General features: G+C 67.6%; 27 protein-coding genes, 1 tRNA gene, 1 other RNA gene and 1 pseudogene. 7 read left to right on the top strand and 23 right to left on the bottom strand.

All coding sequences use genetic code 11. The features are described from left to right. Window positions 1-927: 927 nt before the first annotated feature. Both QSK31_RS41095 and QSK31_RS41100 read right to left on the bottom strand, forming a co-directional pair. Window positions 928-1000, bottom strand: a tRNA-Ala gene (locus QSK31_RS41095). Window positions 1001-1076: 76 nt separating this feature from the next. Continuing rightward, a complete protein-coding gene (locus QSK31_RS41100; RefSeq protein WP_285690286.1) occupies window positions 1077-1634 on the bottom strand; it encodes a YqgE/AlgH family protein in 558 nt (185 codons plus the stop codon). A 182-nt stretch (window positions 1635-1816) separates the two neighbouring features. Here QSK31_RS41100 and QSK31_RS41105 point away from each other — a divergent pair, with 182 nt between their 5' ends. Further along, window positions 1817-2623, top strand: coding sequence for an S-methyl-5'-thioadenosine phosphorylase (locus QSK31_RS41105; RefSeq protein ID WP_285690287.1), 807 nt, complete (start codon window positions 1817-1819; stop codon window positions 2621-2623). 200 nt (window positions 2624-2823) lie between these two features. Here QSK31_RS41105 and QSK31_RS41110 read toward each other — a convergent pair whose 3' ends face one another. Then, a complete protein-coding gene (locus QSK31_RS41110; RefSeq protein WP_285690288.1) occupies window positions 2824-3780 on the bottom strand; it encodes a phosphotransferase family protein in 957 nt (318 codons plus the stop codon). 265 nt (window positions 3781-4045) lie between these two features. Between QSK31_RS41110 and QSK31_RS41115 the strand changes: the two genes are divergently transcribed. Next, window positions 4046-5179, top strand: a complete 1134-nt coding sequence (locus QSK31_RS41115; protein ID WP_285690289.1) for an alpha/beta hydrolase — start codon at window positions 4046-4048, stop codon at window positions 5177-5179. Between the two features lie 129 nt (window positions 5180-5308). Here the strand turns inward: QSK31_RS41115 and QSK31_RS41120 are convergent, their stop codons facing one another. Genes QSK31_RS41120 through QSK31_RS41130 form a run of 3 tightly spaced genes read right to left on the bottom strand, consistent with a single transcriptional unit; the run spans window position 5309 to window position 7958 of the window. Continuing rightward, window positions 5309-6343: a hypothetical protein gene (locus QSK31_RS41120; protein WP_285690290.1), complete on the bottom strand. Its 1035-nt coding sequence runs from the start codon at window positions 6341-6343 to the stop codon at window positions 5309-5311. Between the two features lie 25 nt (window positions 6344-6368). Next, window positions 6369-6800, bottom strand: coding sequence for a hypothetical protein (locus QSK31_RS41125; protein WP_285690291.1), 432 nt, complete (start codon window positions 6798-6800; stop codon window positions 6369-6371). Between the two features lie 45 nt (window positions 6801-6845). Further along, window positions 6846-7958 carry an NHL domain-containing protein gene (locus QSK31_RS41130; RefSeq protein WP_285690294.1) on the bottom strand — a complete coding sequence of 371 codons (1113 nt, stop codon included), beginning with the start codon at window positions 7956-7958 and terminating at the stop codon, window positions 6846-6848. 116 nt (window positions 7959-8074) lie between these two features. On the opposite strand from QSK31_RS41130, the gene QSK31_RS41135 reads away from it, so the two are divergent. After that, complete coding sequence (locus QSK31_RS41135) at window positions 8075-8644, top strand: hypothetical protein (RefSeq protein WP_285690295.1); 570 nt, start codon at window positions 8075-8077, stop codon at window positions 8642-8644. Here the strand turns inward: QSK31_RS41135 and QSK31_RS41140 are convergent. Next, complete coding sequence (locus tag QSK31_RS41140; protein ID WP_285690298.1) at window positions 8631-9149, bottom strand: CGNR zinc finger domain-containing protein; 519 nt, start codon at window positions 9147-9149, stop codon at window positions 8631-8633. The two genes, QSK31_RS41135 and QSK31_RS41140, sit on opposite strands and share 14 nt — an antisense overlap. Window positions 9150-9239: 90 nt before the next feature. Here QSK31_RS41140 and QSK31_RS41145 point away from each other — a divergent pair, with 90 nt between their 5' ends. After that, window positions 9240-10364 (top strand): epoxide hydrolase family protein, encoded by a 1125-nt coding sequence (locus tag QSK31_RS41145; RefSeq protein WP_285690299.1) that lies wholly within the window; start codon window positions 9240-9242, stop codon window positions 10362-10364. A 212-nt stretch (window positions 10365-10576) separates the two neighbouring features. On the opposite strand, the gene QSK31_RS41150 is transcribed toward QSK31_RS41145, so the two are convergent. Then, window positions 10577-10960, bottom strand: coding sequence for a DUF5615 family PIN-like protein (locus QSK31_RS41150; RefSeq protein ID WP_285690300.1), 384 nt, complete (start codon window positions 10958-10960; stop codon window positions 10577-10579). Window positions 10961-11072: 112 nt separating this feature from the next. On the opposite strand from QSK31_RS41150, the gene QSK31_RS41155 reads away from it, so the two are divergent. Continuing rightward, window positions 11073-11312 carry an MmyB family transcriptional regulator gene (locus QSK31_RS41155; protein ID WP_285690354.1) on the top strand — a complete coding sequence of 80 codons (240 nt, stop codon included), beginning with the start codon at window positions 11073-11075 and terminating at the stop codon, window positions 11310-11312. A 310-nt stretch (window positions 11313-11622) separates the two neighbouring features. On the opposite strand, the gene QSK31_RS41160 is transcribed toward QSK31_RS41155, so the two are convergent. The 3 genes and pseudogenes from QSK31_RS41160 to QSK31_RS41165 all read right to left on the bottom strand — a co-directional run bounded on the left by QSK31_RS41160 (window position 11623) and on the right by QSK31_RS41165 (window position 14092). Continuing rightward, a complete protein-coding gene (locus tag QSK31_RS41160; RefSeq protein ID WP_285690302.1) occupies window positions 11623-12651 on the bottom strand; it encodes a hypothetical protein in 1029 nt (342 codons plus the stop codon). A 30-nt stretch (window positions 12652-12681) separates the two neighbouring features. Further along, a pseudogene (locus QSK31_RS48975) lies at window positions 12682-12828 on the bottom strand (double zinc ribbon domain-containing protein); the annotation flags it as partial. Window positions 12829-12838: 10 nt separating this feature from the next. Beyond that, window positions 12839-14092 (bottom strand): M48 family metalloprotease, encoded by a 1254-nt coding sequence (locus QSK31_RS41165; RefSeq protein WP_285690303.1) that lies wholly within the window; start codon window positions 14090-14092, stop codon window positions 12839-12841. A gap of 106 nt (window positions 14093-14198) precedes the next feature. On the opposite strand from QSK31_RS41165, the gene QSK31_RS41170 reads away from it, so the two are divergent. Then, on the top strand, window positions 14199-14651 hold the full coding sequence (locus QSK31_RS41170; RefSeq protein WP_285690304.1) for an effector-associated constant component EACC1: 453 nt from the start codon (window positions 14199-14201) through the stop codon (window positions 14649-14651). A gap of 631 nt (window positions 14652-15282) precedes the next feature. Here QSK31_RS41170 and QSK31_RS41175 read toward each other — a convergent pair. From QSK31_RS41175 to QSK31_RS41185, 3 genes are all read right to left on the bottom strand, one after another. Next, window positions 15283-16176, bottom strand: a complete 894-nt coding sequence (locus QSK31_RS41175) for a pentapeptide repeat-containing protein (RefSeq protein WP_285690305.1) — start codon at window positions 16174-16176, stop codon at window positions 15283-15285. A gap of 781 nt (window positions 16177-16957) precedes the next feature. Further along, window positions 16958-17209 (bottom strand): Txe/YoeB family addiction module toxin, encoded by a 252-nt coding sequence (locus QSK31_RS41180; RefSeq protein ID WP_285690306.1) that lies wholly within the window; start codon window positions 17207-17209, stop codon window positions 16958-16960. Further along, on the bottom strand, window positions 17206-17481 hold the full coding sequence (locus QSK31_RS41185; RefSeq protein WP_285690307.1) for a type II toxin-antitoxin system Phd/YefM family antitoxin: 276 nt from the start codon (window positions 17479-17481) through the stop codon (window positions 17206-17208). The genes QSK31_RS41180 and QSK31_RS41185 overlap by 4 nt, the downstream gene beginning before the upstream one ends. Window positions 17482-17687: 206 nt before the next feature. On the opposite strand from QSK31_RS41185, the gene QSK31_RS41190 reads away from it, so the two are divergent. Next, window positions 17688-18104 carry a hypothetical protein gene (locus tag QSK31_RS41190; protein WP_285690308.1) on the top strand — a complete coding sequence of 139 codons (417 nt, stop codon included), beginning with the start codon at window positions 17688-17690 and terminating at the stop codon, window positions 18102-18104. 166 nt (window positions 18105-18270) lie between these two features. Here QSK31_RS41190 and QSK31_RS41195 read toward each other — a convergent pair whose 3' ends face one another. The 9 genes from QSK31_RS41195 to QSK31_RS41235 all read right to left on the bottom strand — a co-directional run bounded on the left by QSK31_RS41195 (window position 18271) and on the right by QSK31_RS41235 (window position 25424). Next, a complete protein-coding gene (locus tag QSK31_RS41195; RefSeq protein ID WP_285690355.1) occupies window positions 18271-18969 on the bottom strand; it encodes an NADPH-dependent F420 reductase in 699 nt (232 codons plus the stop codon). Between the two features lie 130 nt (window positions 18970-19099). Continuing rightward, window positions 19100-19478, bottom strand: a transfer-messenger RNA (tmRNA) gene (ssrA, locus tag QSK31_RS41200). Between the two features lie 71 nt (window positions 19479-19549). Continuing rightward, a complete protein-coding gene (locus tag QSK31_RS41205) occupies window positions 19550-20173 on the bottom strand; it encodes a cellulose binding domain-containing protein (protein ID WP_285690309.1) in 624 nt (207 codons plus the stop codon). Window positions 20174-20189: 16 nt separating this feature from the next. Beyond that, the gene (smpB, locus tag QSK31_RS41210) at window positions 20190-20666 is read right to left on the bottom strand and encodes an SsrA-binding protein SmpB (RefSeq protein WP_285690310.1); all 477 of its coding nucleotides are present in this window, start codon (window positions 20664-20666) and stop codon (window positions 20190-20192) included. A gap of 41 nt (window positions 20667-20707) precedes the next feature. After that, a complete protein-coding gene (locus tag QSK31_RS41215) occupies window positions 20708-21925 on the bottom strand; it encodes a M23 family metallopeptidase (RefSeq protein ID WP_285690312.1) in 1218 nt (405 codons plus the stop codon). Between the two features lie 120 nt (window positions 21926-22045). Then, window positions 22046-22921 (bottom strand): permease-like cell division protein FtsX, encoded by an 876-nt coding sequence (gene ftsX / locus QSK31_RS41220; RefSeq protein WP_285690313.1) that lies wholly within the window; start codon window positions 22919-22921, stop codon window positions 22046-22048. A 50-nt stretch (window positions 22922-22971) separates the two neighbouring features. After that, window positions 22972-23652 (bottom strand): cell division ATP-binding protein FtsE, encoded by a 681-nt coding sequence (gene ftsE / locus QSK31_RS41225; protein WP_285690314.1) that lies wholly within the window; start codon window positions 23650-23652, stop codon window positions 22972-22974. Between the two features lie 89 nt (window positions 23653-23741). Continuing rightward, window positions 23742-24854, bottom strand: coding sequence for a peptide chain release factor 2 (gene prfB / locus QSK31_RS41230; protein ID WP_285690315.1), 1113 nt, complete (start codon window positions 24852-24854; stop codon window positions 23742-23744). Window positions 24855-24908: 54 nt separating this feature from the next. Continuing rightward, complete coding sequence (locus QSK31_RS41235; RefSeq protein ID WP_285690316.1) at window positions 24909-25424, bottom strand: PadR family transcriptional regulator; 516 nt, start codon at window positions 25422-25424, stop codon at window positions 24909-24911. Between the last annotated feature and the right edge of the window lie 160 nt (window positions 25425-25584).

A 25584-nucleotide genomic window follows, 5' to 3' on the forward strand; every position in this document is an offset into this window, starting at 1 on the left:
TGGTGAGCGGCCCGGTTCACCGCTGCCGGAATCTTCCGCGGAACTATCCTTGCAGGTAGGCCGGGACGGCCCAGACCCGGCGATGCTGCTCGTCGTCCTGGTACAGGCCGAGCTTGGTTGGGACGAGAGGAGCCTTGCTCCCATCTGCACGGATGGGAATCACAGAGCAGCCCGCATCGAACCATGCCATTGCTTTCGAGAGGGTTTCTGGTGTGCTATTCACTTAGTCCCCATTGAGTTACTGCGCGCCATAGAAGATTCAGAACTGTCGGGCCGCTGGCGGCGTAGTCGCCGCTGGGATAGAGTCCTTGAGAGCCAGGCCGCAGTTTTATTGCAGCCAGGGAGGGGCGACCCCCACAGAAATTGTTGTGGGAGTCAGGCGCTTCCCGATGCTGGTCATTCGCGTAATTGGAGTTAGTCGTATGAACGCCCCGCGGTGCAGCCATAGGCCGGCCGTGGGGCTGCGCACCGTTACGAAGGTGTCTGCGGTTGCCAGTCGGAGCCTTGAGGAAGGTTGCTGCTGGCTCTTCCGAGCCTTGCCGACGCGAGAGGCCAGAGACAGGCGCGGAGGCCCTAACTGCGGCTGCCCGAGGCTGTCTCGTTGAAGATGAGCGGCCGGCCCCCGAGGCGGCCAGCAACGCCGGCGGGAGGCCTCCCAGGCTGAAGTTCCCGCAGGACCCAGATGTGATTTGGGCCACTGCCGCCCAGCATTCAGACAGCCCGCCTGGAGGCTCACACGACGGCCAAGGTTCCTGATCCTGGGACGTTTCCGCAGCTCAGAGCCTGTTCAAGCACTACAGTACGGCTCTTCGGCGGCAAGGCGCCTACCGCACCTCAAGATCATGAGGTGTGCACATGTGTGCGCAAAAAAATTGGCACCACCCAACTTGGAGAGTTGGATGGTGCGTTTTCCCTGCTCAAACGGGGTGGAGCTGAGGGGACTCGAACCCCTGACCCCCACACTGCCAGTGTGGTGCGCTACCAGCTGCGCCACAGCCCCTTGCTAAGCGCCTCAGGTCTCCCTGGGCACTTCCGGAATAGTACACACCTCCCCGAGCCCCGCGGGCGGGAGGGGTTCAGTTCAGGCTCGGATCGGGCGGGAAGTGGGCCACCGCGGCCAGGATGTCGCCCTGCCTGCGCAGGACCATGCCCCACAGGTCGTCCGGGCGGGTGACGAACGGGTCGCCGGGGAGGGCGTCGAAGACGAACCAGGACCCGGACGAGATCTCGTCCTCGAGCTGGCCGGGCGACCAGCCGGAATAGCCGGCGAAGACGCGGATGCCGGCCACGCTGTCGCGGAGGCGGTCGGGGTCGGCGGACAGGTCGACCGTGCCGAGCGCGCCGCTGACCTGATGGAAACCGGTCAGCCGCTTCTTGACCTCGGGACGGGTGCGGGCCAGGCAGATGGCCGACTCGGGCTGCACCGGGCCGCCCTCGAACAGGACCGCCGGGTCACCGGCCAGCTCGCCCCAGGCACCGAGCACCTCGGCGACCGGCACCTCGGTGGCTCGGTTGAGGACCACGCCCAGCGCGCCGCCGGTCTCGTGGGCGACGAGCAGCACGACCGTACGGTCGAAGTTGGGGTCCTTGAGCGTCGGAGTCGCAACCAGTAACTGGCCGGTCATCGACTCCATCGACCGACCTCCGATTCGCTGACCCTCGCTATGCACGATGCCTCCGGTGCGCACCCGCCACGGCATTGGTGGCAGGCGGCGGCGCGCCTGCCACGTCGCGCGGGGCAGGAGGCGGAGTGAGTGAGAGCAACGCCATGCATCGCACGATAGCCGCTGCTGTCGGCCACCGATAAGGTCTGCGCATGAACCATCCACCCTCAGCGGCAGAGATCGGCGTGATCGGCGGTTCCGGCCTTTACGCACTGCTCGACGACGCTCACGAGGTGGAGGTGTCCACGCCCTACGGTGCTCCGTCGGACCGGATCACCCTGGCCGAGGTGGGCGGGCGTCGTGTCGCCTTTCTGCCACGGCATGGCAAGGATCATCGGTTTCCGCCGCATCGGATTCCCTATCGGGCGAATCTGTGGGCGCTGCGGTCGCTCGGCGTGCGCCAGGTGGTCGCTCCCTGTGCGGTCGGCGGCCTGCGGCCGGAGCTGGGTCCGGGCACGTTCGTGGTTCCCGACCAGTTGATCGACCGTACGAGCGGGCGCGTGCAGACGTATTTCGACGAGGGCGCGGTGCACGTGTCGTTCGCGGACCCGTACTGCCCCGCGGGGCGGGCGGCGGTGCTGGCCGCCGCCGAGCCGGTCGCCGCGGTCGACGGCGGCACGATGGTGGTCGTGGAGGGTCCGCGGTTCTCGTCGCGGGCGGAGTCCCGCTGGTTCACCTCGATCGGCGGCACGATCGTGAACATGACCGGACACCCGGAGGCGGTGCTGGCCCGCGAGCTGGCCCTCTGTTACACCGCGATCGCCCTGGTGACAGACCTGGACGCGGGGGTCGAGGGTGATCACGGGGTGACGATGGACGAGGTGTTCAAGGTGTTCGCCGACAACACCGCCCGGCTGCGTGACGTACTGCTTGACGCGGTGACCCGGCTGCCCGCCGAGCGCACCTGCCCGTGCGGGCACGCCCTGGACGGCATCAAGGTGTCGCTGGAACTCCCCTGACCAGGTTCAGGCCGAGGTAGTCGGCTTCACTCCTCCGTGTCGCCGCCCCGTCGACCGACCGGATGATCCCCGGGCCGTCGGACGAGTTCGGCGACGAGCCGTTGAAGATCCGCGTTGTCCTCGGCGACACTCCGCCATTCCCTACCCGAGCAATTGCCGGTGGCAGGCATTCGGCAATCCGGCGGCCCCCGGCCCGGCCGCTATTCCTCGAGGGCCTCCGTCAGCCGGCTGCGGGCCCAGTCGTAGTGGTCGGCGCCGAAGCCGCGGTACGCCGTCTCGATGACCAGGATCAGCCCGAGGTGCACGTTGTACAGGCGGCGGCGCCGGCGTTCGTCCGCGGTGAGCTCGTTCTTGCCGTAGCCGCGCAGGTACGCCGACGGGTCGCCGAAGGCGGGCAGCTCCGTGCCGACGAAGATCGCCTCCATCAGCGGGTCGCCGTAGAACGCCCGCTCATGGTCGATGATGCTGACGATCCGGCCGCCCGAGATCATCACGTTGTTGGGATAGAGGTCCCACTCGACGAACCGCGGCTCGGTCACCGCGTCCAGGCAGTCGCTCCGCCCGGCCACGTGCGCGCGGATCCGGTCGTACTCGAATCCCAGATCGACCCCACGCCGCTCGCCGTCGCGCAGCAGGTCCTCGACCATCGCGGTGAAGCAGGCACGCCAGCTGTCCGTGCCCGGCCCGCCGAGCCGGCCGAACCTCTCGCCGCGGATCTCGTTGAGCTGCCGGGTCGCGCCGCCGAGGGCAACGTCGTAGGCGTCGTGCTCGTCCCGCGGAAGGTCGTCCCGGATCATGCCGTAGTTGTCGGCGTGGACGAACTCCATCATGAACCAGTCGGCGTCGCACAGCTCCCGGCTGAGGTCGGCGAAGTAGACCTCCGGCACGGGAACGCTCGAGTTCTTCCGGATCAGGTCGAGCGCGGCCAGCTCGGTGGCCATCGCGCCGCGCTCGTACGTCATCACCTCGACGGCCGCCGGCGGCGCGATCTTGAGCGCCGCCTCCCGGCCGTCCCGCAGGCGCAGCCGGTACGCCACGTTGAACCAGCCGTGGCCCAGCTCGGAGATCTCGTCGGGGCCCCGCTCCGGGCCGAAGGCCCGCTCGGTCATCGCCCGGAGCACGTCTGGCGTCTGCCGGTTCTTGGTCAGGCTCTCCACCCGCACATCATGACGCGTACGTGATGTCGCCGAACCGCGCCACGTCGCCGAGGTTGCTGTTCAGTCAGGTGGCGAATGGCGATGAGGCGTCTGTTCATGTCTGGTTGTGGACCCGGCGTCACCGGATGTTGCTTTACGGACGATCAATTTTGATTCGTGATCGTGGGTTGACCGAGCGTTGCCCCCTATGGAACCCTGCGTTGCGGCTTGATCACCATTCGTTGACGGGGGTTCTCCTTTGTCCGATACGCGGCGCAGTCCGCTGGTGGCGCGACTGCTGGAGGACCCGGACCGGTTCTGGGCCGAGTCCGGCAATCGGAGTCCCCTCGTCGAGCCGTGGGACGACGACCACGTGCTGGTCACGTTCCTCTGGCGCGGTGAGGCCGAGAGCACCAAGGCATGGTGGAACATCGACGTGCCGCTGGACCGGATCCCCGGCACCGACGTCTGGCACGGCTCCCAGGTCTTCCCGCGGGACCTGCGCACCACCTACTGCCTCACGCACGACGAGGCCGCTGGGGCGCCGCCGGCGCGGACGTACCAGGGTCCGTCGCATCTGGACCCCGGCAACGACCGGGTCATCGCATTCCCCGCGGACCCGTACGACCCCAGCGACTCCGACGGCTACCTGTCACTGCTGGAGCTGCCGGACGCGCCCGCCGACGCCTGGTACACGCCGCGCCCGGGGGTGACCGCCGGAACGCTGACCACCGAACGACTCCCCGGGGACGAGCTGCCGATCACCGTCTACCGGCCGGACGGAGCCGACCCGGCCGGCCTTCCGACGCTGGTGGCGTTCGACGGCTGGCTGGCGCAGGCGGTCATGCACATGCCCACCGCGCTGGACAACCTGATCGCCGCCGGCCGCGTCCCGCCGATGACCGCCCTCTTCGTGCACGCCCGCGAGGAGAGCCGCGACGACGACCTGATGCCCGGCCCGCGAATCCAGAGCCTGATCGCCGACCGGTTGCTGCCGTGGGCCCGCGACAGGTGGCGGATCGGTTCGCCGACCGGCGGCAACGTGGTGGCCGGCATGTCCCGCGGTGGCCTCGTCGCCGCGTACATCGGATTGTGCCGTCCCGATCTTTTCTCCGGTGTCATCGCGCACTCGGGCAGCTTCTGGTGGCCGGCGCCCGGCGACGGCGAGCCACGGCAGCTGATCCGCGACGTGCCCGGCCTCCCCCGGGCCGACGTGCGCATCTTCCTCGACGTCGGCCGGATGGAGACGATGGCCGGCCCCGGCGGGTCACCCTCGCAGCTGAGCGTCTGCCGGGAGATGAGAGACGCGCTCCGCGCCCGGGGGTACGCGGTGAGCTACACCGAGTTCTCCGGCGGCCACGACTACGTCAACTGGCGGCACACCTTCCCGGACGCCCTCATGGCGGTCACACACGGGTGAACTGGCGTACGGCATGCGTACCGTCCGGGTCCGCGTGACCGGCTCGGGCTGTGTCGGCGTCGACCGGGCGGAGGTCACGACGGCCGATCAGGACCCTCACCGCGAACGGTCTCTCAGCGCGCGACGGGGTCAGGTCGCCGGACGGAACGAACCCCCGGTGATCTGGCCCGGCGTCGCCTCGTTGAGCTTGGGTTCGGCGACCGAGAAGGCGCCCGGCGTGTTGGCCTTGATGGACGTCGCGCGGTTGTCCTCGAGCATCGCGCCCAGGGCGTTGAGCGCGTCGGCGACCATGCGCTCCTGCTCGTAGGTGTCGGCGTCCAGCTTGTTCAACGCCTCGCTGATCTTGACCGCGACCTCCGCGGCAGTCGGGGCGCTGAGGTCGTTGGTGGGCGGCGGGTCGGGCAGCAGTCCCTGGGCCAGGGTGCCGCCCGCGTCCAGCAGCACGGCGGTCGCGGCCAGGCCCCAGCCGCCGGTCACCGCGCCGAGGGCGGTGCCGATCGCGCAGGCGACGAGCGTGCCCCACAGCTCCGACTTGGGGTCGCGGGCGTTGTTGAGCATCTGGACCGCGTCGATGCTCTTCTTGAGGAGCTCGACGACGGCCTTGCGGTAACGCACGTAAATGATCTTGTTGCACTCGAGCTGGCCGCGGACCACGCTGAGCAGCTTGCGCTGGTTGGGCACCACGCTCTGCAGCGGCGTGAGGAAGTTGTCGATGAAGTTGTCCTTGAACGTGCCCTCCCACCCGGCCATCTCGACGCGGACGTCGTTGATGCGGCCGAGCGCGGCACTGGCGCCGGTGAAGTTCCCGGCGGTGTCCGCGCTGCCCTCGAACATGCCCTCGATGGTGCGCATGGTGTCGATGACCGGGTCGAGGTCGTCCGGGTCGGGCTTCAGCCGCTGCTCAAAAGCCGGGATGACCCACTCGAAGTACTCGTTCTGAACTTTGACCCGGTAGCCCTGGACCTCCTCGGGTGGGATGGGCGGACCCATCTGCTCACCGGGATGCGCCTGGGCCCACTCGTTCTCCACGGCCTTCATCCAGGACTCCATGTCCTCGATGGTCTGCTTGATCAGCTCGTCGTGGAGTTTCTTCGCCTGCTGGCGGACGGTGCCCTCGTAGGCGCCGCCGGCCAGGTCGGCGGGCGTGGTGACTTCGCCGGACATGAGATTCCCCGTTCTGGTACGGCTGTTACTCCGGCACCGGCTTGCCCGGGTCGTCGGCGGAACCGGCGACCGGCGGATTCGAGTTCGCGTCCGAGGGGTCGTGGTTGGCCGGGTTCTTCAGGTAGGCGTCGAACTTCGCGGCGTTCGCGGTGTCCACGTCGAGGTAGGCCTGCCGTGCCTCGCGGACACCTTGGGCCGCGTCGAGCACGGTGCTGCCGAGCTGCTCGGTCATGGCCTGGATGCCGGCTCGCACGCCCTCCCACGCCGCCCCGACGGAGCTGGTCATGACCGACGCGCCCGGGTAGGCGGGCGTGTTGCCGCGGAACGAGTCGCCGCTGTTCCTCCCCGGCCCGCCGATCAGGCGGTTGGCGTCGTAGAACACGTCCGCGACCCGCGGCAGGTGCACCTCGGACACCCGCCACAGGTGATAGAGGTCGCCCCCCGTCACATCCGCCACCACGGTCTCCTCCCCCTCAGGCCCGCCACCACGGTCTCCTCCCCCTCAGGCCCGCCGCCGGGCGACAACCACGATCAAGAGCACGATCAGGAGTACGAGCACCGCGCCGCCGACGAGCCACGGCCAGAGCGGCGCCTCGTCGGTGCCGCCGGGCGGCGTACCCGGATCTGCCGTGACCCGGACGCTGAGCACCCGGTGCCCGCCGGTGTCGACGATGTAGACCGGGCCGTCGGCCCCCGGGCCGACCGCCAGGTGAATCGTGCCGCGCGTGTCGGTCAGGGACGCCACGGTCGTGATCGTCCCGCCGGGCCCGAGCCGCAGCACTGCCCTCTGCTTACGGTCGAAGACGTACGGCCCGTCCTTGCCGGCGCCCACCGCCTCCACGTCGTTCAGCGGCTGGTCGGCCGGCGGCCACTGCGCGCCGTCGGCGGTCGCCCACGTGCCCGAACCCGGCGCCGTGACGGTCGCGATCCGCTGCGCGCGCAGCCGACGCAGCAGCAGGCCGCCGGAGATCCACACGTCACCGTCGCCGGACGCCGCCAGCGAGTTGGGCGCACCCACCGGGACCTCGGTCGCCGGACCGCCGGCCGCACTCGCGGTCACCACGCCGTTGCCGGCGGCCACGCTCGCCTTGCCGTCGGGGGTCACCGCCAGAACGCGGTTGTTCTCCTGGTCACCGACGTAGACCGTGCCGTCGCTGCCCGCGGCGAGCCCGGTCGGCGCCCCCATCGGGCGGGTCAGAGACGACGTACCGGCGGCATCCGCCCGGACAGTCAGCGTGCCGTCCTTCGCCAGGGCGTACACCCGGATGGCGCCGGCGTCGGCGATGAAGACCGTGCCGTCCCCGCCGACCGCGACGGCCGCCGGAGCGATGAGGGCGACGTCGGTCGCCTTGGCGCCGGCCGCGACGGTGGGTGCCTGCGTCGCCGCTTCACCCGAGCCCGCCACGGTGCTGATCGTCCCGTCCGGTGCGACCGCGCGAACCTTCCGGTTGCCGGTGTCCGCGATGTAGAGCGTCCCGTCCGCGCCCGCCGCCGCGCCCAGCGGGGCGTTCAATGTGGACTGTGCCGCCGGCCCGCCGTCACCGGTCGCTCCCGGCGAACCGGTCCCGGCCACCGCGGCCGGCGATTCCGGCGCGGCCGAGGCGGGCGTCGCCACTCCCAGGATCGCAAGGAGCGCCGCCGCTGATGCCGCTGTCGGTCGAGTCCACACGGCGCCTGTGTATCACACCAGCTCGCGGCTAGGCTGCCCCGAGACCAGCCGGAGGAGGCGGAATGACTATCGGTGACCATCTACGCACGATGACGGTCCAGGCCGAGTCGCCCGACGGCAACATCTGGTCCCGCGTCCACGACTACACCCGCCTCGACGTCGGTTTCCGACCTTTCGCGTACGAGCGGTACGACGAGCCGAGCCTCTCCTACCAGCTGGCCCGCCTCGGCCTGCTGACCTGGGTCGCCTGGTCCCGCGAGCGCACCGAGATCTACCGCCGCACGGTGAACCTCACCACCGACGAGGCCGGACGTGCCACCTGGACCGAGGACCCGGCCCGCCTGCGCTACGAGGCCGAGCTCAACGCCATCGAGGCCGCCGGCGTCTCCACCCACGGCGCCGTCCGCGTGCGCACGGTCGGCATGATGCAGTGGCAGGTCGACGTCGAGCCCGGCACGCTGCGCCGCCTCGTCGAGCCCACCTTCGCCGGCGAGATCCACGCCGCCTTCGACGCCCTGATGTCGGACCGCCAACGCCAGATCATCATGCTGAAGAGCGAGTACTTCGACCTGGGCCTCCCCCGCCGCTGGCAGGACATCATGACCGAGGCCCGCCGCCTCAACCGGTCTTAGCCCGGCGCTCCCGGTAGGTGCGGGTCTTGTGACGGTTGCCGCAGACCTCCATGTCGCACCAGCGCCCGCGGCCGCTGCGTGAGGTGTCGTAGAACGCCCACCGGCAGTCCACCGCATCGCACAGCTTGATCCGCTTCCAGTCGTCCCGGGCCACGCTCTCGGCCACCGTCTCGAGAACAACGTCCAGCCACGGCCGGCCGGAGCTTGCGGCGATCCGCAGCCCACCCGACGCATCCGGTGCGAGCCGCAGCGCATAACCCTCGAGAGCCGCCCCGGACTCCCCGCCGAGCGCCTGCCGCAGTGCGGTGCGCAGGGCGGTGGTGGCGCTCAGGTCAGCCGCCCGCAGCGTTGTCCCCGCAGCCGCCAGTTCGTGGGCGACCAACCAGTCCGCCAGCGCCTGCGGCGAGGTCAGTTGCTCACCGGCGACGTGCCTCTCCCCGTTCCGGACGAACGTTCTCTCGTCGACCGTGTTGAGGAACTCCTCGATCAGCTGCAGCGTGCTCACGACACCAGCATATCCCAATACTGGTGTTTGACGAACCGCCGACACTGGTATTAGCGTTCAATGGTGTCGCAACGATCTGAGGAGGAACCGATGTCAGTTCTCAACGTCCCCGAAGCCGACCTCGACGACCTGCGGGCACGCCTGCGCAACACCCGGTGGGCGACCTCATGGCCGATCGGCGCCTGGGAGGCCGGCACCGACGGCACGTTGCTGCGCCGCCTGGTCGACCACTGGGCGACGGCGTACGACTGGCGCAAGCACGAGGCGGACATCAACGCCCTGCCGTCCCACATCGCCGACATCGACGGCACGACCGTCCACTACCTGCGCTTCGACGCCGAACGCGCGGACGCCAGGCCGATCCTGCTGGCGAACGGCTGGCCCAGCACGTTCCTGGAGCTGACCGGCCTCGCCGACCGCCTGTCGTCCCCGTCCCGTTACGGCGGCAGCCCGGACGACGCGTTCACCGTGATCGTCCCGTCGCTGCCCGGCTACGGCCTGTCCCCGCAACGGCCGGCCATGGGCGGTCCCGTGCACACCCACGACCTCTGGCACCGCCTGATGCACGACGAACTGGGCTTCACCCGTTACGGCGCCCACGGTTCCGACATCGGCGCCGGCGACACGAGCCGCCTGGCACAGGCCTACCCCGAGTCGGTGATCGGCCTGCACCTGACGGATGTGGCCCCTCCGCCGGCGTACGACCCGGCCGACCTGACCGACGAGGAGCAAGCTTTCGTCGACGCGGAGGCGGCGTGGGCGGTGGCCGAGCGCGGCTACTCCCACGAGCAGATGACCCGTCCCCTGACCTTGGCCCAGGGCTTGTCCGACTCCCCGTCGGGCCTGCTCGCCTGGATCCTCGAGAAGTACCGGGCGTGGAGCGACTGCGACGGCGACGTGTCCACCCGCTTCAGCGACGACTTCCTGCTGACCCAGGCGTCCTTCTACTGGTTCACCAACGCCATCTCAACGTCGTTCCGCCCGTACTACGAGCGCCACAACAAGCTGGCCACCACCATCACCCGCGTAGAGGTCCCCACCGCCCTGGCCCTCTTCCCCGCCGACCTGGGCCCCCGCCACCCCAAAACCTGGGCCGAGCGCACCTACAACCTGACCCGCTACACCCCCATGCCCCGAGGAGGCCACTTCGCCGCCCACGAGGAGCCGGCCCTCCTGGCAGCCGACATCACAGAGTTCTTCCGAGCCCTCAGCTAAATCCTGAGATAGGTGCCGACAGGCCACCCCCGAGCGCCCCCACCGAGCGACCCACCACCGAGCGCAACCGAAAGACACCGTGGGGGTTTCCGGGGGCTCGGCCCCCGGAGAAGGAATGACGAGAGGCCCCGGTCCGCGCTTTTGCGGACAGGGGCCTACTTGAACCTCGGATCGAGCTGAGATGCCCGTGGGGATGCTCCGAACAGCATCGTTCAGACCTGGTGCAGCCAATCTTCAATGATCGGCAGTTCGGGCGGCCCTTTCGTCAGCCACTCGTTGAGCGCCTCAACCAGAGGACCGACCTGCCGCCGAGAACGCGGGACGGTTCGGCTGCTCGTGAACAGCAACCCAGCAATCGGCGCGCTCACTTGCAGGGCACGCAACTTTATCGGCTGAAAATCCTTGACATTCTCAGTCAGCAGCCAGCAACGCTGCGCAGCGGCCCACGCGAAGACTTCCTCGTCCGGCATGGCACGCATTTCTGGCTTCTCGACCAAGGCACCAACTCGATGCCCGTGCGCACGCAACGCCTCAGCGACCGTCGGCGAAAACATCTCATCCAGCAGCAACTGAACCAGTTCCACTGGTTCAGTCACGCGATCAACTTACTCTGAACAGCCCACGCACGCTCGGCACGCATCGAGGCCTCCTCGGCTGCCTCAATTTCTCTTGCGATCTCTACGCTGTAATCGCTGTAGTAGCTGACGGCTGAGGTTATCCGGCCGACATCACCCGCGCGTGACCCGGCTAGTGGCCGAGCTGTCGGAGGCCAGCCCGGAGGTACACGAGTGGTGGCCGCAGTACGACATCCAGTTCAGCCACGCGGGCCGCAAGCGCCTACGGCATCCCCGGCTGGGCGTGATCACCGTGTCCCACGTCGCCGAACGAACCGAGCAGACACTAGTGGTCTACCACCTCCCGGGCAGTACCGCCCCACGCGCTCACTGATGGGACAGCCCCAAAACAACGCATTGCTTAGGTAAATCTCACCCCGCGAGCCTTCTGGGGGTCAATCCGACCGGGCACTGCCCGGTCAGGGCGAGGCTCTCCACGGGGCAGGCTCGTCGCTGCCGACAATCTTTGGGAGCGGGAGTCAGGCAGACAAAGGCGGCGGCCCTGGGTAGGGCCGCCGCCTTTGATCTTGCGGTGGACGTGATGTCCGCCTACTTGAACCCGACCAGGCAGGTACGAAGCCTTCGTGCTGCCCTCCCCGACGCCTCACACACCTACTGACCAACAGGACTGGATCAACGGGCACCTAGCCATCTCCGGGCAGGTAGGTGATCGTCCCGCCCGATGCGGCGATTGTGCCGGTGACGGGAAACGAGACGCTGTCACTGAACGGGTACGTGCCGCCGAAGCCGGACACCGTTCCCCCGCTGACCTTGGCCGAGCCGTACCCCGTGGTGTCCAGGAGCAACTTCCCCTCGGCCCTTACCAGTTCGTACCGCGGGTACTCGGTGATCTTCCAGCGGATGCCGCGTACGTCGGCGTACGAGTAGGAGGAGAAGGGGCAGCCGGCTGGGGCGAGGACGGTCTTTTTTGCGCAGGCGTCCAGGTGGGCACGGATCCGCTTGTCGGCCGCCTCCCGCACACCGCTCTTGACGCTGGGTGCCAGCAAGACGAGGGCGGGGGAAACGCCATCCTCCGTGCCTCCCCCGACGTGAGCCTCAACGTCGGGCGCCTCCCACAGCGGTTGCTCGGGCAGACCGACCAGGTACGTCCCGGGGTATGCCGCCAACGTCACCGTTCCGTAGTCCGCGTTTCCCATGGAGGTCGGGACTCCCGCCACCGATATCGTGTCAAAACCATTGGCCCCCACGTCGAGCGGGAAGATGCCCTGCTCGATCCGCCAGCGATAGAAGACCCCGGCCGTCGCTGACGTGTCACGTATGAGCTGGAACACCTGTTGATACTGGTGGTCGCCGAGCCGGAAGTCGGCCTCGACTGTCGCCTTGTCGTCGGCGACTTCGGCCGTCCGCACCCGTACGCCGCTCGGCGGCGTGTAGCCGCCGGATCGGAGCACAGGTGTCTTGAGCAGAGGCCCATTGTCCGTTGCCGGAAGGGACAGCAGTGCACCTGCCGCCACCGCGTCCCGGTCGGCGAGTGCCTCGAAGAAGGCGACGACCGTGTTCCCCGGCCGGAAGTACCGCAGATCTACGATCTTGAGAGTTGTCACGAGCAGGACGAGCACTCCCAGGATCACTAGGAAGGCGGTCAGTCGCCGGGGAAAAGGCGGCGATTCCGGTACGACAGGCGGGATCGCGGGCGCCTCCCGGATCTCCATCGGGGCGTTCAGCGATCGACCGCAGCGTGAGCAGAACCGGTCTTGCCCGTCGTGCGGGTGTCCGCAGCCAGCGCAAACGTCCGTATGCGCTTCGACGGAAAGCCCGCAGTGCAGGCACGACGCTTGGCCGGGCAGGACGACAGTCCGGCAGTGCGGGCAGGCGGTCACTTTGGGCATCCGACCCTCCTCACTCCACGCGCGTCGCGTCGCTCAACAGCACAGGCAACGGCAGCGCCGGCGCATCCTCGTCCGGTAGCGGATAGTCGCGATCCGGCTCCTCCAGGCATTCCAGGCGTAACTCGTTCGGCGGATGCGAGGCGCAGATCGCCGCGACCCAACCGTTGCGCCCACCCTCGAAGGAACGGCGGAAGCGGGCGAGCACCCGCCGCATCCCCACCCGGTGCCCGGCCAGGACGGCGCCCTCGTCGGCGCGATACTCGGCCTGCCGGGAGTCGGCCGCCTGCATCGGCACCACGAAGTACCGCACGGTGAGGAAGACCGGCCAGAATGCCAGCCACACAAGGAACCGCAGAACGGAGCTGCGGGCGCGGGCGTGCAGCCAGCCACCGCCCGCCTGCACGAGATAGAGCGGCAGCGCCACGCCACGGACGAAGGCCGAGGAGAGCGGATCGCCGTTACGCCAGTGGACCAACTCGTGCGCGAGCACCGCGGCGATCGGCTCCCGCTCGTAGTTGAACTCATCGAGCAGGCCCTGGCTGATCACGAGGTGCCGCGTGTAGGCGAACGCGTTGGGATCCCGGCTGTCGTCGATGAGAACCGGCGGGTAGTTCCGGAGCCCGAGCCGTTCCGCCGCGGCCAGGACGAGCGGCATCACGTATTCGGTCTCCCTACGGCTCAGCCGCCGAGCACCGGTGATGGACAGGATGCGCCGCTCGAAGACCACCCGGTAGACCGTGTAGAGCAGCCCGACGACGATGCCCAAGACGACGGCACCGAGAACCGTGGCCGCCCCGTCCAGAAGTCCGTCCTGAAAGGGCCCCAGAAAGACCCAAAGTATCCCGATGACGAAACCAAGCAGGGCACCGATGAGCACACCGAGCACAGCCGCTTGGACGCCACTGGACCGCAGCAACAGATTCTCCATCGCGTCGCCGAGCAGGGGCACATCCCTCAAGTCCTGCGGCAACGTCCGCTCACCTCGGACTCCACTGAAGACATAGGCGGAACCGCCTGCCAGAAGCGCGAACACCGCAGCCGAGGCCAGCGCGGCCGGAACGTAGAGCCACGCCGCGACGAAGGCCGCACACACGCCGCGCGCATTGCGGAGAATGCCGTATCGAAACCATATGAGCGCACTGGGAAAGTTGCTCGGCCGTCCCGCAGCGAGCCGCTCCGTCAATCCCTCCGCTTTCCGCGCCTCACCAGGTGTGACCTCGTCTCCCATGCCGGCACCATCCTCCGGAGACTCCTGCGGCGCCATGATCGCTCCCACCCTGCATCGAGACGGTGAATAGTGACCCGTGCGAGTATGGTGCAAAGAAGGGCGGCGTCAACGCCCCGTCTCTCATTTGGACAAAGGAGCGCTGGTGCGAGTCACCGTGCGGTTGGACGGCGGCAGCAACACTCCCAACCCGCAGGAGAACGACCTGTCTGCCGCGCTGAACAACCATCCCCTGCTGAGGGGACGCGTTCGCCTGACCACCGAGCGGCATGACGCCTCGGGCCTCAATCCGTCCCTGGCCGCTCTGCTCGTGGACCTCAGCCCGGCCGCCCTCGGCGCCTTCGCCAGCATCCTGCTCACCTGGCTGCGGCACCGCACCGGTAGCACCCGCTTGACCCTGCGCCGCCCCGACGGCGCACGCCTGGAACTCTCGGCCCAACGAGTCCGCAATCTCAACGCCGCCGAGCTGACCACGCTGGCGACCCAACTGACCGAAGCTCTAGCCGGTCACTCGCAGCTGCCCGGGACAGACGAGCCCTCGACAGCTGGGCAGATCGCGGCGATAGGCGAGAAACCTGAGCCCAGCAAACCCGCCTGATCAACCCTGCTCGAGCGCTCGTCGGGCACCGCCGGTGGAAGCACCTAGCCTCCACGCTTCCCTACCGACCCGGCCCGCACGACACCCGGAAGACGTGATGCCTCGACCGATCGGCCGAGGCATCACCTGATCTTGCAGTGGAGGTCTCGTCCGCTTACTTGAATCTCGGCGGTCGGGCTCAGCAGCTGCGGGTGGCCCTTGCCAAGCTCTCCAGACCTGATGCGACGGCCGATGAGCCCGATCTCGGCAGGGCATGACCTGATCGACTTCCGTTAGTGCGCCGGACGGGTCCGGGAAGAGACAGCCTGGAACACGTCAGACAGGGCGCGATCAGGAACGAGCACGACGGCCTGAGGCCACTCATCAGCGTCGAAACAGCCTCACTCACGGGCTATCGAACGCCGCAAGCTGTGTTGAGCGGGTGGATTTGACGCCGAATGGGCCCGGCCGTGTCTGACTGCTGTCCGTACGGCGGGCTGCCATCCCCCGCGGTCCAGAGGAATGTCAGGCTCACGGCGACCCGGCGTCGGCCCACGATGACTGCAACGCTGGTGGAGGGCGTGTGGGGCCCCGGGCCGACTGCCAACCATGATCGTCTCGGAGTCAAGTCGCAAGCCGATGGCCTGGGCTCCTACTCCTGGCACATTGGGCTTTCAAGAGCTGCTGGGAGTGGGTGTGCCACCCCGGGCGGCAGCTTCGCAAGGCTGTCCATCTCCGTACACCTCAGATCTACATTGGCCAGGTTCGCGCTGCCCAGATCCACGGTGGTCAGGTCCGCGGCGTACAGGTCCGCTCCGGTCAGATCCGCGCCGCGCAAGTCCGCGCCGTACAGATTCGCGCGGCCCAGGTTAGTGGCGCGCAGGGACGCGTCGGTCAGATTCGCGTGGAACAGGTCTGCGCCGACCAGGTTCGCGCCGCGCAGGTTCCCAAAGGCCAGGTACGCGCCAAGCAGGTCCGCCCCACTCAAGTCCGCGCCGGTCAGGTCCGCGCCGCTCAGTTGCGTGTCCCTCAGGTACGCGTTGCTAAGGTTCGCGCCGGTCAGGTCCGCGTCGTTGAAGTTCGCGCCGGTCAAGTTCGCATCACGCAGGTCCATGCCGTCGAGGCCGAGCAAAGTGTTGCTGAAGTCAAGGTATGTGTGACCGCCCGGGTCGGGACGGCGGCTGAGGACTGCGAGAGCTGCCCGGACGTCAATTGGGGACCTGGGAACGTCTTTGGGGATGATCTTCGGGAGGGGGGCGTGGGTACGGACGAACGCGCACAGCACCTCGATGATTGTGTTCTCGTCGTTGGGGACGTCCCGCATGAGCGTTTCCAAGGCGTAGATTCCGCCGAGGCGGATGCCCAGCTGACTGTTGCCTTCCCGGCCAAGTTGGTCGATGGCCTTGGTGAACCGCTCGGCTCGCTGACCCTTGAGCGCTAGGTCCTGCTGCTGCAGCGCCAGGCTCTGCTGCTGCCGGGCGCGTTCCTGCTCAAGGCGAAATTGATCCCAGTTGAAGTTATTCGTTAGATACAGCCCGACCCCCACGAGGAGCACCGAGACGAGGCCCCCTATGGCAGTGCCGCGCTGCCATCTGTCGGGAGCAGTTGCCTTCGTGCGAGGCCGAAGCCGGCGCCCCTTCGAAGTTCTCGACCTTGCTGGCCGTGGCCGTCGCCCTGGCAGCATGCTTCCGGCGGTGTCCCACGCAACACGGGCGGCCCGATGACGGACCCAAAGACTCGACATGACTCATTGGACATGATTGCCGCAACTCAGGCCAGAGGCCGCCGACGGTGCAAAGAATCGACTGGATTACCCGCCAAGTGCCGGCGCACTGCGGCCCAGGCGGCCCGAAGTAGAAACGCAGCCCAAGTGCGGTGCTCTGCCACTGTCAGCCAGACAGGCTCCCAAGTTGCCCAGTTCCGGATCTCGACCATTGGTGAATCGTCCTTCAACGACCTGGCCGTGCCCGACAAACGAGTCTGCAACTCCATCGACCATTCGACACTTGACCTCTGACCAGATTGCTGCTGCCAGCAGCAACGCCTCGGCCGCCCACCCCGAGAGCGACTCGAATCCGGCCGTCTTCCCCTTCGAGCATCGGGCGGCTGCGACCCCCGTCCATCGCGTGTGCCGCGCCACGGGATCTGGCACGAAATGAAGCCCCGGTCAACGACCGGAGCATCATTTGATCTTGCAGTGAGGGTGCTGTCCGCTTACTTGAACCCGGCCGGAGACGTCAGATTGCTCCGCTCCGCCTCCCTTGGAGCCGCAATCCGGCACTCCAGAGCCTCCAGTTGCGGCCATCGACCGCGATGCTCGATTTTGCTCAGTAGTGAAAGCGTGCCTGAACGATGATCAGGTTCTCACCGCGGACGGTGTAGACGAGCCGATGCTCGTCGGTGATCCGCCGCGACCAGTATCCGCTGAGGTTCTCGGTCAGTCGCTCCGGTTTCCCAATCCCCTGCCCCGGGTCGCGCAACGCTTCCTCGATCATCCGATTGATGCGGCGAAGCATCTTGGGCTCACCTGCCCAGGATGTGTAGTCCTCCCAGCCGGTCTTGTCGAATGCGACGTTCACGACACTCGACGCTCCGTCTCCTCCGCGTCAGAGATCAGATCGTGCCGTTGGAACTCACCAGCCTCGACCCTGGCTACGCTGTCTAGCAGCCGCCGCGCGTTTGCCGGCGATCTGAGCAGATACCGCGTCTCCACCAATGACCGCCACAATTGCTCAGGCACAAGAAAGGCTGTGCCCGACTTCGAGACGATCTCGACTGCCTCTTCGTCGTCGTTGACCTGCTCGATCAACGGAAAGAGTCGCTTGCGCGCCTCACTCGCAGACAGCGCCATCGCCAGACTCCCCATGGTTGTACCAACACGTGGTACCACCTTATCCCTCCTCTGCAGCCCTCGCCATTCAGTCTCCAGAATCCCGCTGCTCACTATAGCGAACAGCGGCTTGCTATAGTGAGTCGGTGGCGAGTCGGGGCCTGCGGCGGCTCGCCGACCACTGCTGGCCAGGCCAACGCGAGCAAGCACCGACACGAGGAGGCCAGTTGAAGATCATCGAGGTTAGCGACGAAGCATTCGAAAAGATCTCGTTCGTCGCGAACGTAGCCGGGATCAGCGTGGCCGTGGCCGTCGACCGGCTGATCGCGAAGGCGAGCGAGCCACCGAGACAGACCCCGGATCCCGAGAGAACCTCCGAGGTAGACATGGAAGAGATCCCCGTCTCCGCGAGCTATCGCGGTCACGAGGTGTCAGGTTTCCTGAACTTGGAGACGGAACGACTCCGCATCACCGAAGCACCCAAGGCAGAACTGATCAGTTCTTACCGGTCACCGAGCAACGCCGCAGTCGAAGTAGTGCGCGCACTCAATCCCGCCCGGCAGCGCCCCGAGACGAACGGGTGGCGCTTCTTCAACGGTCCCGACGGACAGTCGATCGACCGACACCGTCGACACCGGCCCTAACGCCGCTGCACATAGACGTGGCGCCGACCCTCTGTCGGCGCCACGTCTATGATCTTGCAGTGGAGGTGCTCGCCGCCTACTTGATCCCGGTGGATCAGATACAGCAGCTGCGAGCCGAGCTGGCCGAAGTACGCATGCCCGGCGGTCCCTGAGCCGGAGGAAGGCTTCAGGCGGCGGTGCGCTTCGCCGCTGCCAGCGCCTCGCGTACGACCTGCGTGCTCGCCGGCGTACCGGGAAGCTCCCCGTAAACACCGTAGGGAGTCACGTAGACCGGGGTGTCCCGCTGGGCGCGCCAGTTCTCGGCGAGCGGGCCAGAGTCCACGGCGTCGAAGCCGAGGCTGTCGAAGAGCTCGCTGACCGCCTGCTTGGCGGCGTCGTCGTCACCGGCGATCGGCAGTGCCGACCGGTCCGTGCTACCCGCCGGCCGCGCCAGGGACCGCAGATGCCCGAACCAGATGTTGTTGAATCCCTTCACCACGCGGCTTTCCGGTAGGTGCTTCTGCAGCAGCTCACCAGTAGTACTGGAGCCGTCTTCCAACTCGTCGAAGACGCCGTCGCGCTCCGGGTAGTAGTTGTTGGTGTCGATGACCACCTTGCCCGCCAAGGGTTCCACCGGAACGTCCCGGTACGCCCGCAGCGGCACGGTCACCACCACGACGTCGCCAGCCGCGGCCGCCTCCGCAGGGGTTGCGGCGCGCGCCTTCGGCCCCAGCTCGGACACCAGGTCCTCGATGGTCTGCGGACCCCGTGAGTTGCTCAGCACCACGTCGTAGCCGGCGGCGACCGCCAGCCACGCCACTGTGCTGCCGATGTTGCCACTGCCGATGAGTCCGATCGTCGTCATGTCAGCGGGAACCTCGGCGATCCTCGACCGATTCCTCCTGGCGGCACACCGTGACAGGTGGCACACCGGCCGAACGGGTGGAGCGCGACCGGGCACGGCACGATGCGACCGAAGGCGCCACCTGTGAGAGGCGACGCCTTCGGTGATCTTGCAGTGGAGGTGCCGGGAATCGAACCCGGGTCCTTCGTTGTTTTGTCAGGGCTTCTCCGAGCGCAGCTCACTGTGCCTCTACTCGGCCCCACCAATCACGTGAGCAAGTTGGTGTGACGGGCCCAGTCGCTGATTAATCTCGCCGCGCGGACCCCGCGACCGGGTCCGGTTGGCCAACCTCCTAGCTGATGGTGGTTACTGGGCCGGAGGTACTCCCAGACCACCAGACTCCGCTACTCGCCTCAGGCGGCGAGAGCGTAAGAGTCAGCGCTATCGTTCTTGGCGCTTATTGTTTTCCGACGACCGATTCTCGAGACGACGTCGGCTTCCTCGGCTCGCTTCCCCTGTCTCCACGGACGAAGTCGAAACCAGTCACCCCCTAGAAGTGCCGCTCCCACGATGGGCGCGGACCCCAAGCTTAACGCCTCGACCACAGCGGATCATCCCGGTATCAGCGGCGTCCGCCGCCCGAGCAGCTCCGGCCGTTGATGCTGCAGCTCACGGGCCGGACGGAGGCGCCGTTGCGGGCGTCGCCGCCGAAGGAGAACATCGCGGTCTTGTCCGCTCCGAGGGAGCTGCCGTGGAAGACGGCCACGCTGCCGCTGGAGGACAGGGTCGCTCCGGAGGCCTGGGTGATGGAGACCCCGGATTCGAAGGTGAGGGTCATCGTCCAGCTCCCGGCGCCCTCGCCGGTGTTGGTGACCATGGCTCCGCCGCGTACGCCCTGGCGGGTCCGCTGCACCGAGTAGCGCGCGTAGATCGACGACGCGGGCTTGGGGGTGGCCGGCTTGGCCGACGGTGTCTTCGACGGCGACTTGGACGGCTTGGCCGATGGGGACTTGGACGCCGATTTCGACGCCACGGGGGTCTTGGGCAGCACCGACGGCGGCGCGGCGGCCCCGATGGGCGGCGCGTCCGACAAAGCCGGTGGGGGTGACGACAGTGCGGGGGAGATCATCAGGGGCGGACCGAGCGGGGGCTCGCGGGTCAGGCGGACGACCAGACCGGACACCCCGATACTGGCCATCACCAAGGCCACGACCAGTACATATCGATGCCGGGCGAGGAATGACACGCTGGCACCTTATCGGTCAGGCCATGCCTTTGCCACGTCGGCCCATCGCCTTGTCGATCTCTTTCTGGGCGTCCCGTTTCGCCAGGTCCTGACGCTTGTCGTACGCCTTCTTACCCTTGGCCAGCCCGAGCTCGACCTTCGCGTACCCGTTGTCGAAGAAAACCGAGAGTGGCACCAGGGTAACGCCGTCGTCGCGGAGCTTGCCCTGCATCTTCTGGATCTCGGCGCGGTTGAGCAGCAGCTTGCGCACCCGGCGCGGCTCGTGGTTGGTCCAGGTGCCCTGCGTGTACTCGGGAATGTGCATCCCGTGCAGGAACATTTCGCCGTTGTTCTCGTGGCCGAACGCGTCGACCAGGGAGGCACGGCCGGCGCGGAGCGATTTCACCTCGGTGCCGGTGAGGACCATCCCGGCCTCGTAGGTCTCGATGATGGCGTAGTCGTGCCGCGCTTTGCGGTTCGAGGCCACGACCTTGCGCCCCTGTTCGCGCGGCATGCCAATCACTCCTGGGAAAGAACGGGATTCGACCGCTCAATCTAACAGAGGCAGGACGGCAGGTATTTCAGCGGATTCTTCGGTTCGCCGTTGATCCGGGTCTCGAAGTGGAGGTGGTTGCCGGTGGACGCGCCGGTGGTGCCGACCCGGCCGATGATCTCGCCGCGGCGGACGTGCTGGCCGACGTACACCTGGATCTCGGACTGGTGGCCGTAGCAGGTGGAGAGCTTGTCCCCGTGGAAGACGCAGGTGTACTGGCCGTAGCCGCCGTACCAGCCGGCGCGGATGACCCGCCCGTCGGCCGCGGCCCGGATGGGTGAGCCGCCACCGGCCGCGATGTCCACCCCGGCGTGGAGCTGCCAGACGCGGTAGTAGGGGTCGAACCGGGAGCCGAACTCGCTGGATTTCCAGCCGTGCACAGGCATCAGCAGCATCCCGCCGTGGTACGACCCGCTGTAGCTGCCGCCGTTCTTGCTTTCCCAGTCCTGCAGCGCGGCCACGACCCGCTGTTCCTCGGCCTGGGCGGCGCGGTATTTGGCGAGCACCGCGGTCCGCTGCGAGTTGGCCACGCTGAGGGCTTCGCGCCGGCTTTCGGCGAGGGCGACGACGGCGGCCTGGGCGGCTTCGGCGGCGTCCTCCGCGCGGCGGGCGTCCTGCAGCTTGCCGGTGGCGTCCTGCTCGGCGGCCTCGGCGGCACGCTGGGCGAGCCCGGCCTGGTCCTGTTCGGTACGCACGTCGCGCCGCGCCGTGACCACAAGGTCGACGGTCTTCTGCTGTTTGCGCATGACCTGGCCGACCATGCCGAGCCGGTCCATCGCGTCCTGCGGTCCGGTCGCGCCGACGAGCACGTTGATCACGGCGATGTCCCCGCCCATGTAGCTCGCCGACGCGATCTCGTCGACCCCGTCCCGCGCCCGATCCACGCGACTCTGCGCGGCGGCGAAACGACCTTTGATCTTCTGGTACGCGGCCCGCGCCGCGTCCGCCTTCCGTCGCGCCGTGTTGGCCTGCGCCCGGGCGGCGGCGACGACGCCTCGCGTGGTGGCGACCTTCTGCTGGGCGACGGGCAGGGCGGCCGCGGTGGCTTCGAGGCGCTGGGCGGCGGTCCGCGCCTGTTCGGTGGCGGCCTCGAGCACCGCTTCGGCCCGGTCGGCGGCTCGGGCGGCGCGTTTGGCGTCGCCGCGCGGGTCGGCGGTCGCCGGTGCCGGCGCCACGAGCATGGACCCGGCCACGCAGAGCACGGCCAACACTCTGGTCACCCGGCTATGTCGACTGGACCCCACATCCGCACCGTACTCCGCCTAACAGCCCTTATGGCCTAAAACGCCCAATAGCCGCATCCCAGGCGGGATGCGGCTATCGAACAGGCTCGGCGAGCGCTAGACGCGCAGGTAGAACCGCAGCGTGACCCAGGCGGTGACCGCGCTTACCAGGGCCCCGACCCCGGCGAGCAGCGGCAGCATCAGCCAGACGTTGCCGTTCGGGATGGGTGTCAGCACGTTGGTGAGCGCCTGGAGCCGGCCGTCCAGCAGCACCACCTTGCTGATGAACAGGAAGACGAAGCCGAGGATCGCGCCGACCAGCCCGGCCGCGACCGCCTCCAGCACGAACGGCGCCTGGATGAACCAGTTGGAGGCGCCGACGAGTTTCATCACCGCGACCTCGCGCCGCTTGCTGTACGCCGCCACTTGGATGGTGTTACCCACCAGCAGCAACGCGGCCAAGGCCATCACCCCCGCCACGACCAGCGCCATCAACTGGATCGAGTTGAAGATGTCGAACACCTTCTTGAGGAGTTCGCGCTGGTCGACGATGTCCTGGATGCCCTGCATGCCGCGCATCTGGTCGGCGAAGGCACCGTACTGCTCCGGGTCCTTCAGCTTCACCCGGTACGACTCGGGGAGGCTGTCCGGAGTGACGGACTTGATGAAGTCGGGCGAATCGCGCCAGATGACCTGGAACTTCTTGAACGCGTCCTGTTTGCTCTCGTACTGCCGGGACTCGGTCAGCGCGTTGTTGGCGATCGCCTGGTCGATCGCCGACTTCTGAGCGTCCGTGACGTCGTCGCGGAGGAAGATCGAGACCTCGATCTCGCCGTAGTAGAAGTTCTTCATCTGATCGACCTGCATGTAGAGCAGGACGCTCGCGCCGAGCATCGTCAACGAGACCGACATGGTGATGATCATGGCGACGGTCATGGTGACGTTGCGCCAGAGACCGACCAGGACCTCGTTGAGGACGTATTTCAACCGCATCGGGGGTTTCCTTCAGTGGGAGAACGGGGCGGGCACGGGTAGGTGCTGGGTCAGCCGTAGACGCCGCGCGCCTGGTCGCGGACGATCCGCCCGCTCTCGATCTCGATGACCCGGCGGCGCATCTGGTTCACGATGTTGGAGTCGTGGGTGACCATGACGACCGTGGTGCCGGTGCGGTTGATCCGGTCGAGCAGCCGCATGATCTCGATCGACGTGTCCGGGTCGAGGTTACCGGTGGGCTCGTCGGCGAGCAGGATCAGCGGCCGGTTGACGAACGCCCGCGCCACGGCGACACGCTGCTGCTCACCGCCGGACAACTCGTGGGGGTAGCGGTGCTCCTTGCCGCCGAGGCCGACGAGTTCCAGGACCTCGGGGACGACGCGCCGCGCCACCGCCTTGGTCTTGCCGATGACCTCCAGAGCGAAGGCCACGTTCTCGTACGCCGTGCGGTTGGGGAGCAGTCGGAAGTCCTGGAACACGCAGCCGATCGAGCGCCGGAAGTGGGGGATCTTCCACGAGCGCAGCGTCGTCACGTCCTTGGCGTTCACCACCACCTTGCCGTTGCTCGGCGACACCTCGTGCAGCAGCAACTTGATGATGGTGGACTTGCCGGAACCGGAGGGGCCGATGAAGAAGACGAACTCGCCCTTCTCGATCCCGACGCTGACGTTGTCCAGCGACGGGCGAGACGCCTTGGGATACGTCTTCGTCACGTTCTCGAGCTGAATCACGGGAGCAGAGTCTACGCGGTGTAACGAAAACGCCAAGTCGGCTGGTCGGCGCGATGTGCATGGCTTCACCAGCCCCGCGCGGACCGGACTTACTCGGCCATCTGGCTCTGCTTGCGCCACCGGATGCCGGCCTGGATGAACTGGTCGAGGTCGCCGTCGAAGACCGAAGAGGGGTTGCCGACCTCGTACTCGGTGCGCAGATCCTTGACCATCTGGTAGGGATGCAGCACGTAGGAGCGCATTTGATCACCCCAGGAGCCGGTCGTGTCGTGCTTGAGGCCGGCCATCTTGGCCTCCTCCTCCTGGCGCTTGCGCTCGAGCAGCCGGGCCTGCAGGACCCGCAGTGCGGAGGCCTTGTTCTGCAGCTGCGACTTCTCGTTCTGGCACGTTACGACGATGCCTGTCGGAATGTGCGTGAGCCGGACCGCGGAGTCGGTCGTGTTAACGCTCTGTCCACCAGGCCCCGACGAGCGGTACACGTCGACGCGCATTTCGTTCTCCGGAATGTCGATGTGGTCGGTCTGCGCGACGACCGGCATCACCTCGACCCCGGCGAAGCTGGTCTGCCGCCGGCCCTGGTTGTCGAACGGGCTGATCCGGACCAGCCGGTGCGTTCCGGACTCGACGCTGAGCGTCCCGTACGCGTAGGGCACCTTCACCGCGAAGGTCGCCGACTTGAGGCCGGCCTCTTCCGCGTACGAGGTCTCGAAGACCTCGGTCGGGTAGCCGTGGCGCTCGGCCCAGCGCAGGTACATCCGCATCAGCATCTCGGCGAAGTCGGCGGCGTCCACGCCACCGGCGCCGGCCCGGATGGCCACCACGGCCTCGCGGGAGTCGTACTCGCCGGAGAGCAGGGTGCGGACCTCCATCTCCTCGACGGCCTTGTGCAGCGCGACGAGCTCCTGGCCGACCTCCGCCACGGAGTCCTCGTCGGCCTCGTCCTGGGCCATCTCGAGCAGCAGCCCGGCGTCATCGAGGCGGGTGCGCAGCTTCTCCATCCGGCTGATCTCGCCGGAGAGGTACGCCAGACGTGAATTGACCTCCTGGGCCCGGGCCTGGTCGTCCCACAGATCGGGGGCCGAGGCCTGCTCCTCGAGGACTGCCTTGTCCTTGCGCAGCTTGTCGAGGTCCAGGACGTTCTCGATGTTGCGCAGGGTGGCGTCGAGGGACTTGAGCTGTTCGGGGAAATCGGCTGAACTCACAACAGGTAAGACTACGCCGCCCGGCCAGCTACCTGGCCGGGCGGCTCTGGACCATCACTCTGCGGGCGCTACCTTCAGCCAGCTCAGGGCGGCCTTGTGGTAGGCGACGGCGAACTCGAGGGCGGCGGCGCCGTACTGGTCGCCGGCCTTCTTCGCCTCCTTGGCCTGTTCGCGGGCCATCGCGAGCGCCTCCGAGTGGTACTCGTTGGCACCGGTGTAGAGCGACTTCAGCTGGTTGCCGGAGTGCTGCTGGCCGAAGGCGACCCGCAGGGCGACCGGGTTACGGATCGCGTCACGGCCGGGCGACTCGGCGAGCCACCGGCTGAACGCACGCTTGCCGGAGGCGGTGATGGCATAGGGCTGGCTGGACCTTGGTCCCGGCTTGCCTAGTCGGACGAATCCCATCTCGGCGAGCACGGGTAGTTCGCGGTAGACCTGGCTCCGCGTCATCGACCAGTACGGCCCGAGACGGCGTTCGGCAGCCGCCATAAGCTGACCGCCGGTCATCGGGCCCTCGTGTAGCAGGCCCAAGAGGGCAGCAGCTGTTGGGTTGATCTGAGTGTCGGGCATGGCTTCTAAGCTGCCACTTTGTTCGCCCGGCGTCCAGGATATCGCCCGATCCGTCCATTTTGCGTCTCCACAAGCGACTGTCCCGCACAGACAGTCCGACCACGAGGGTCGTGACCGGGCGTTTTACCCATGTGGATCAGTGTCACGCGATAAGATGGCA

It is taken from the genome of Actinoplanes sp. NBRC 103695 (genome assembly GCF_030269485.1).
GTDB lineage: Bacteria > Actinomycetota > Actinomycetes > Mycobacteriales > Micromonosporaceae > Actinoplanes.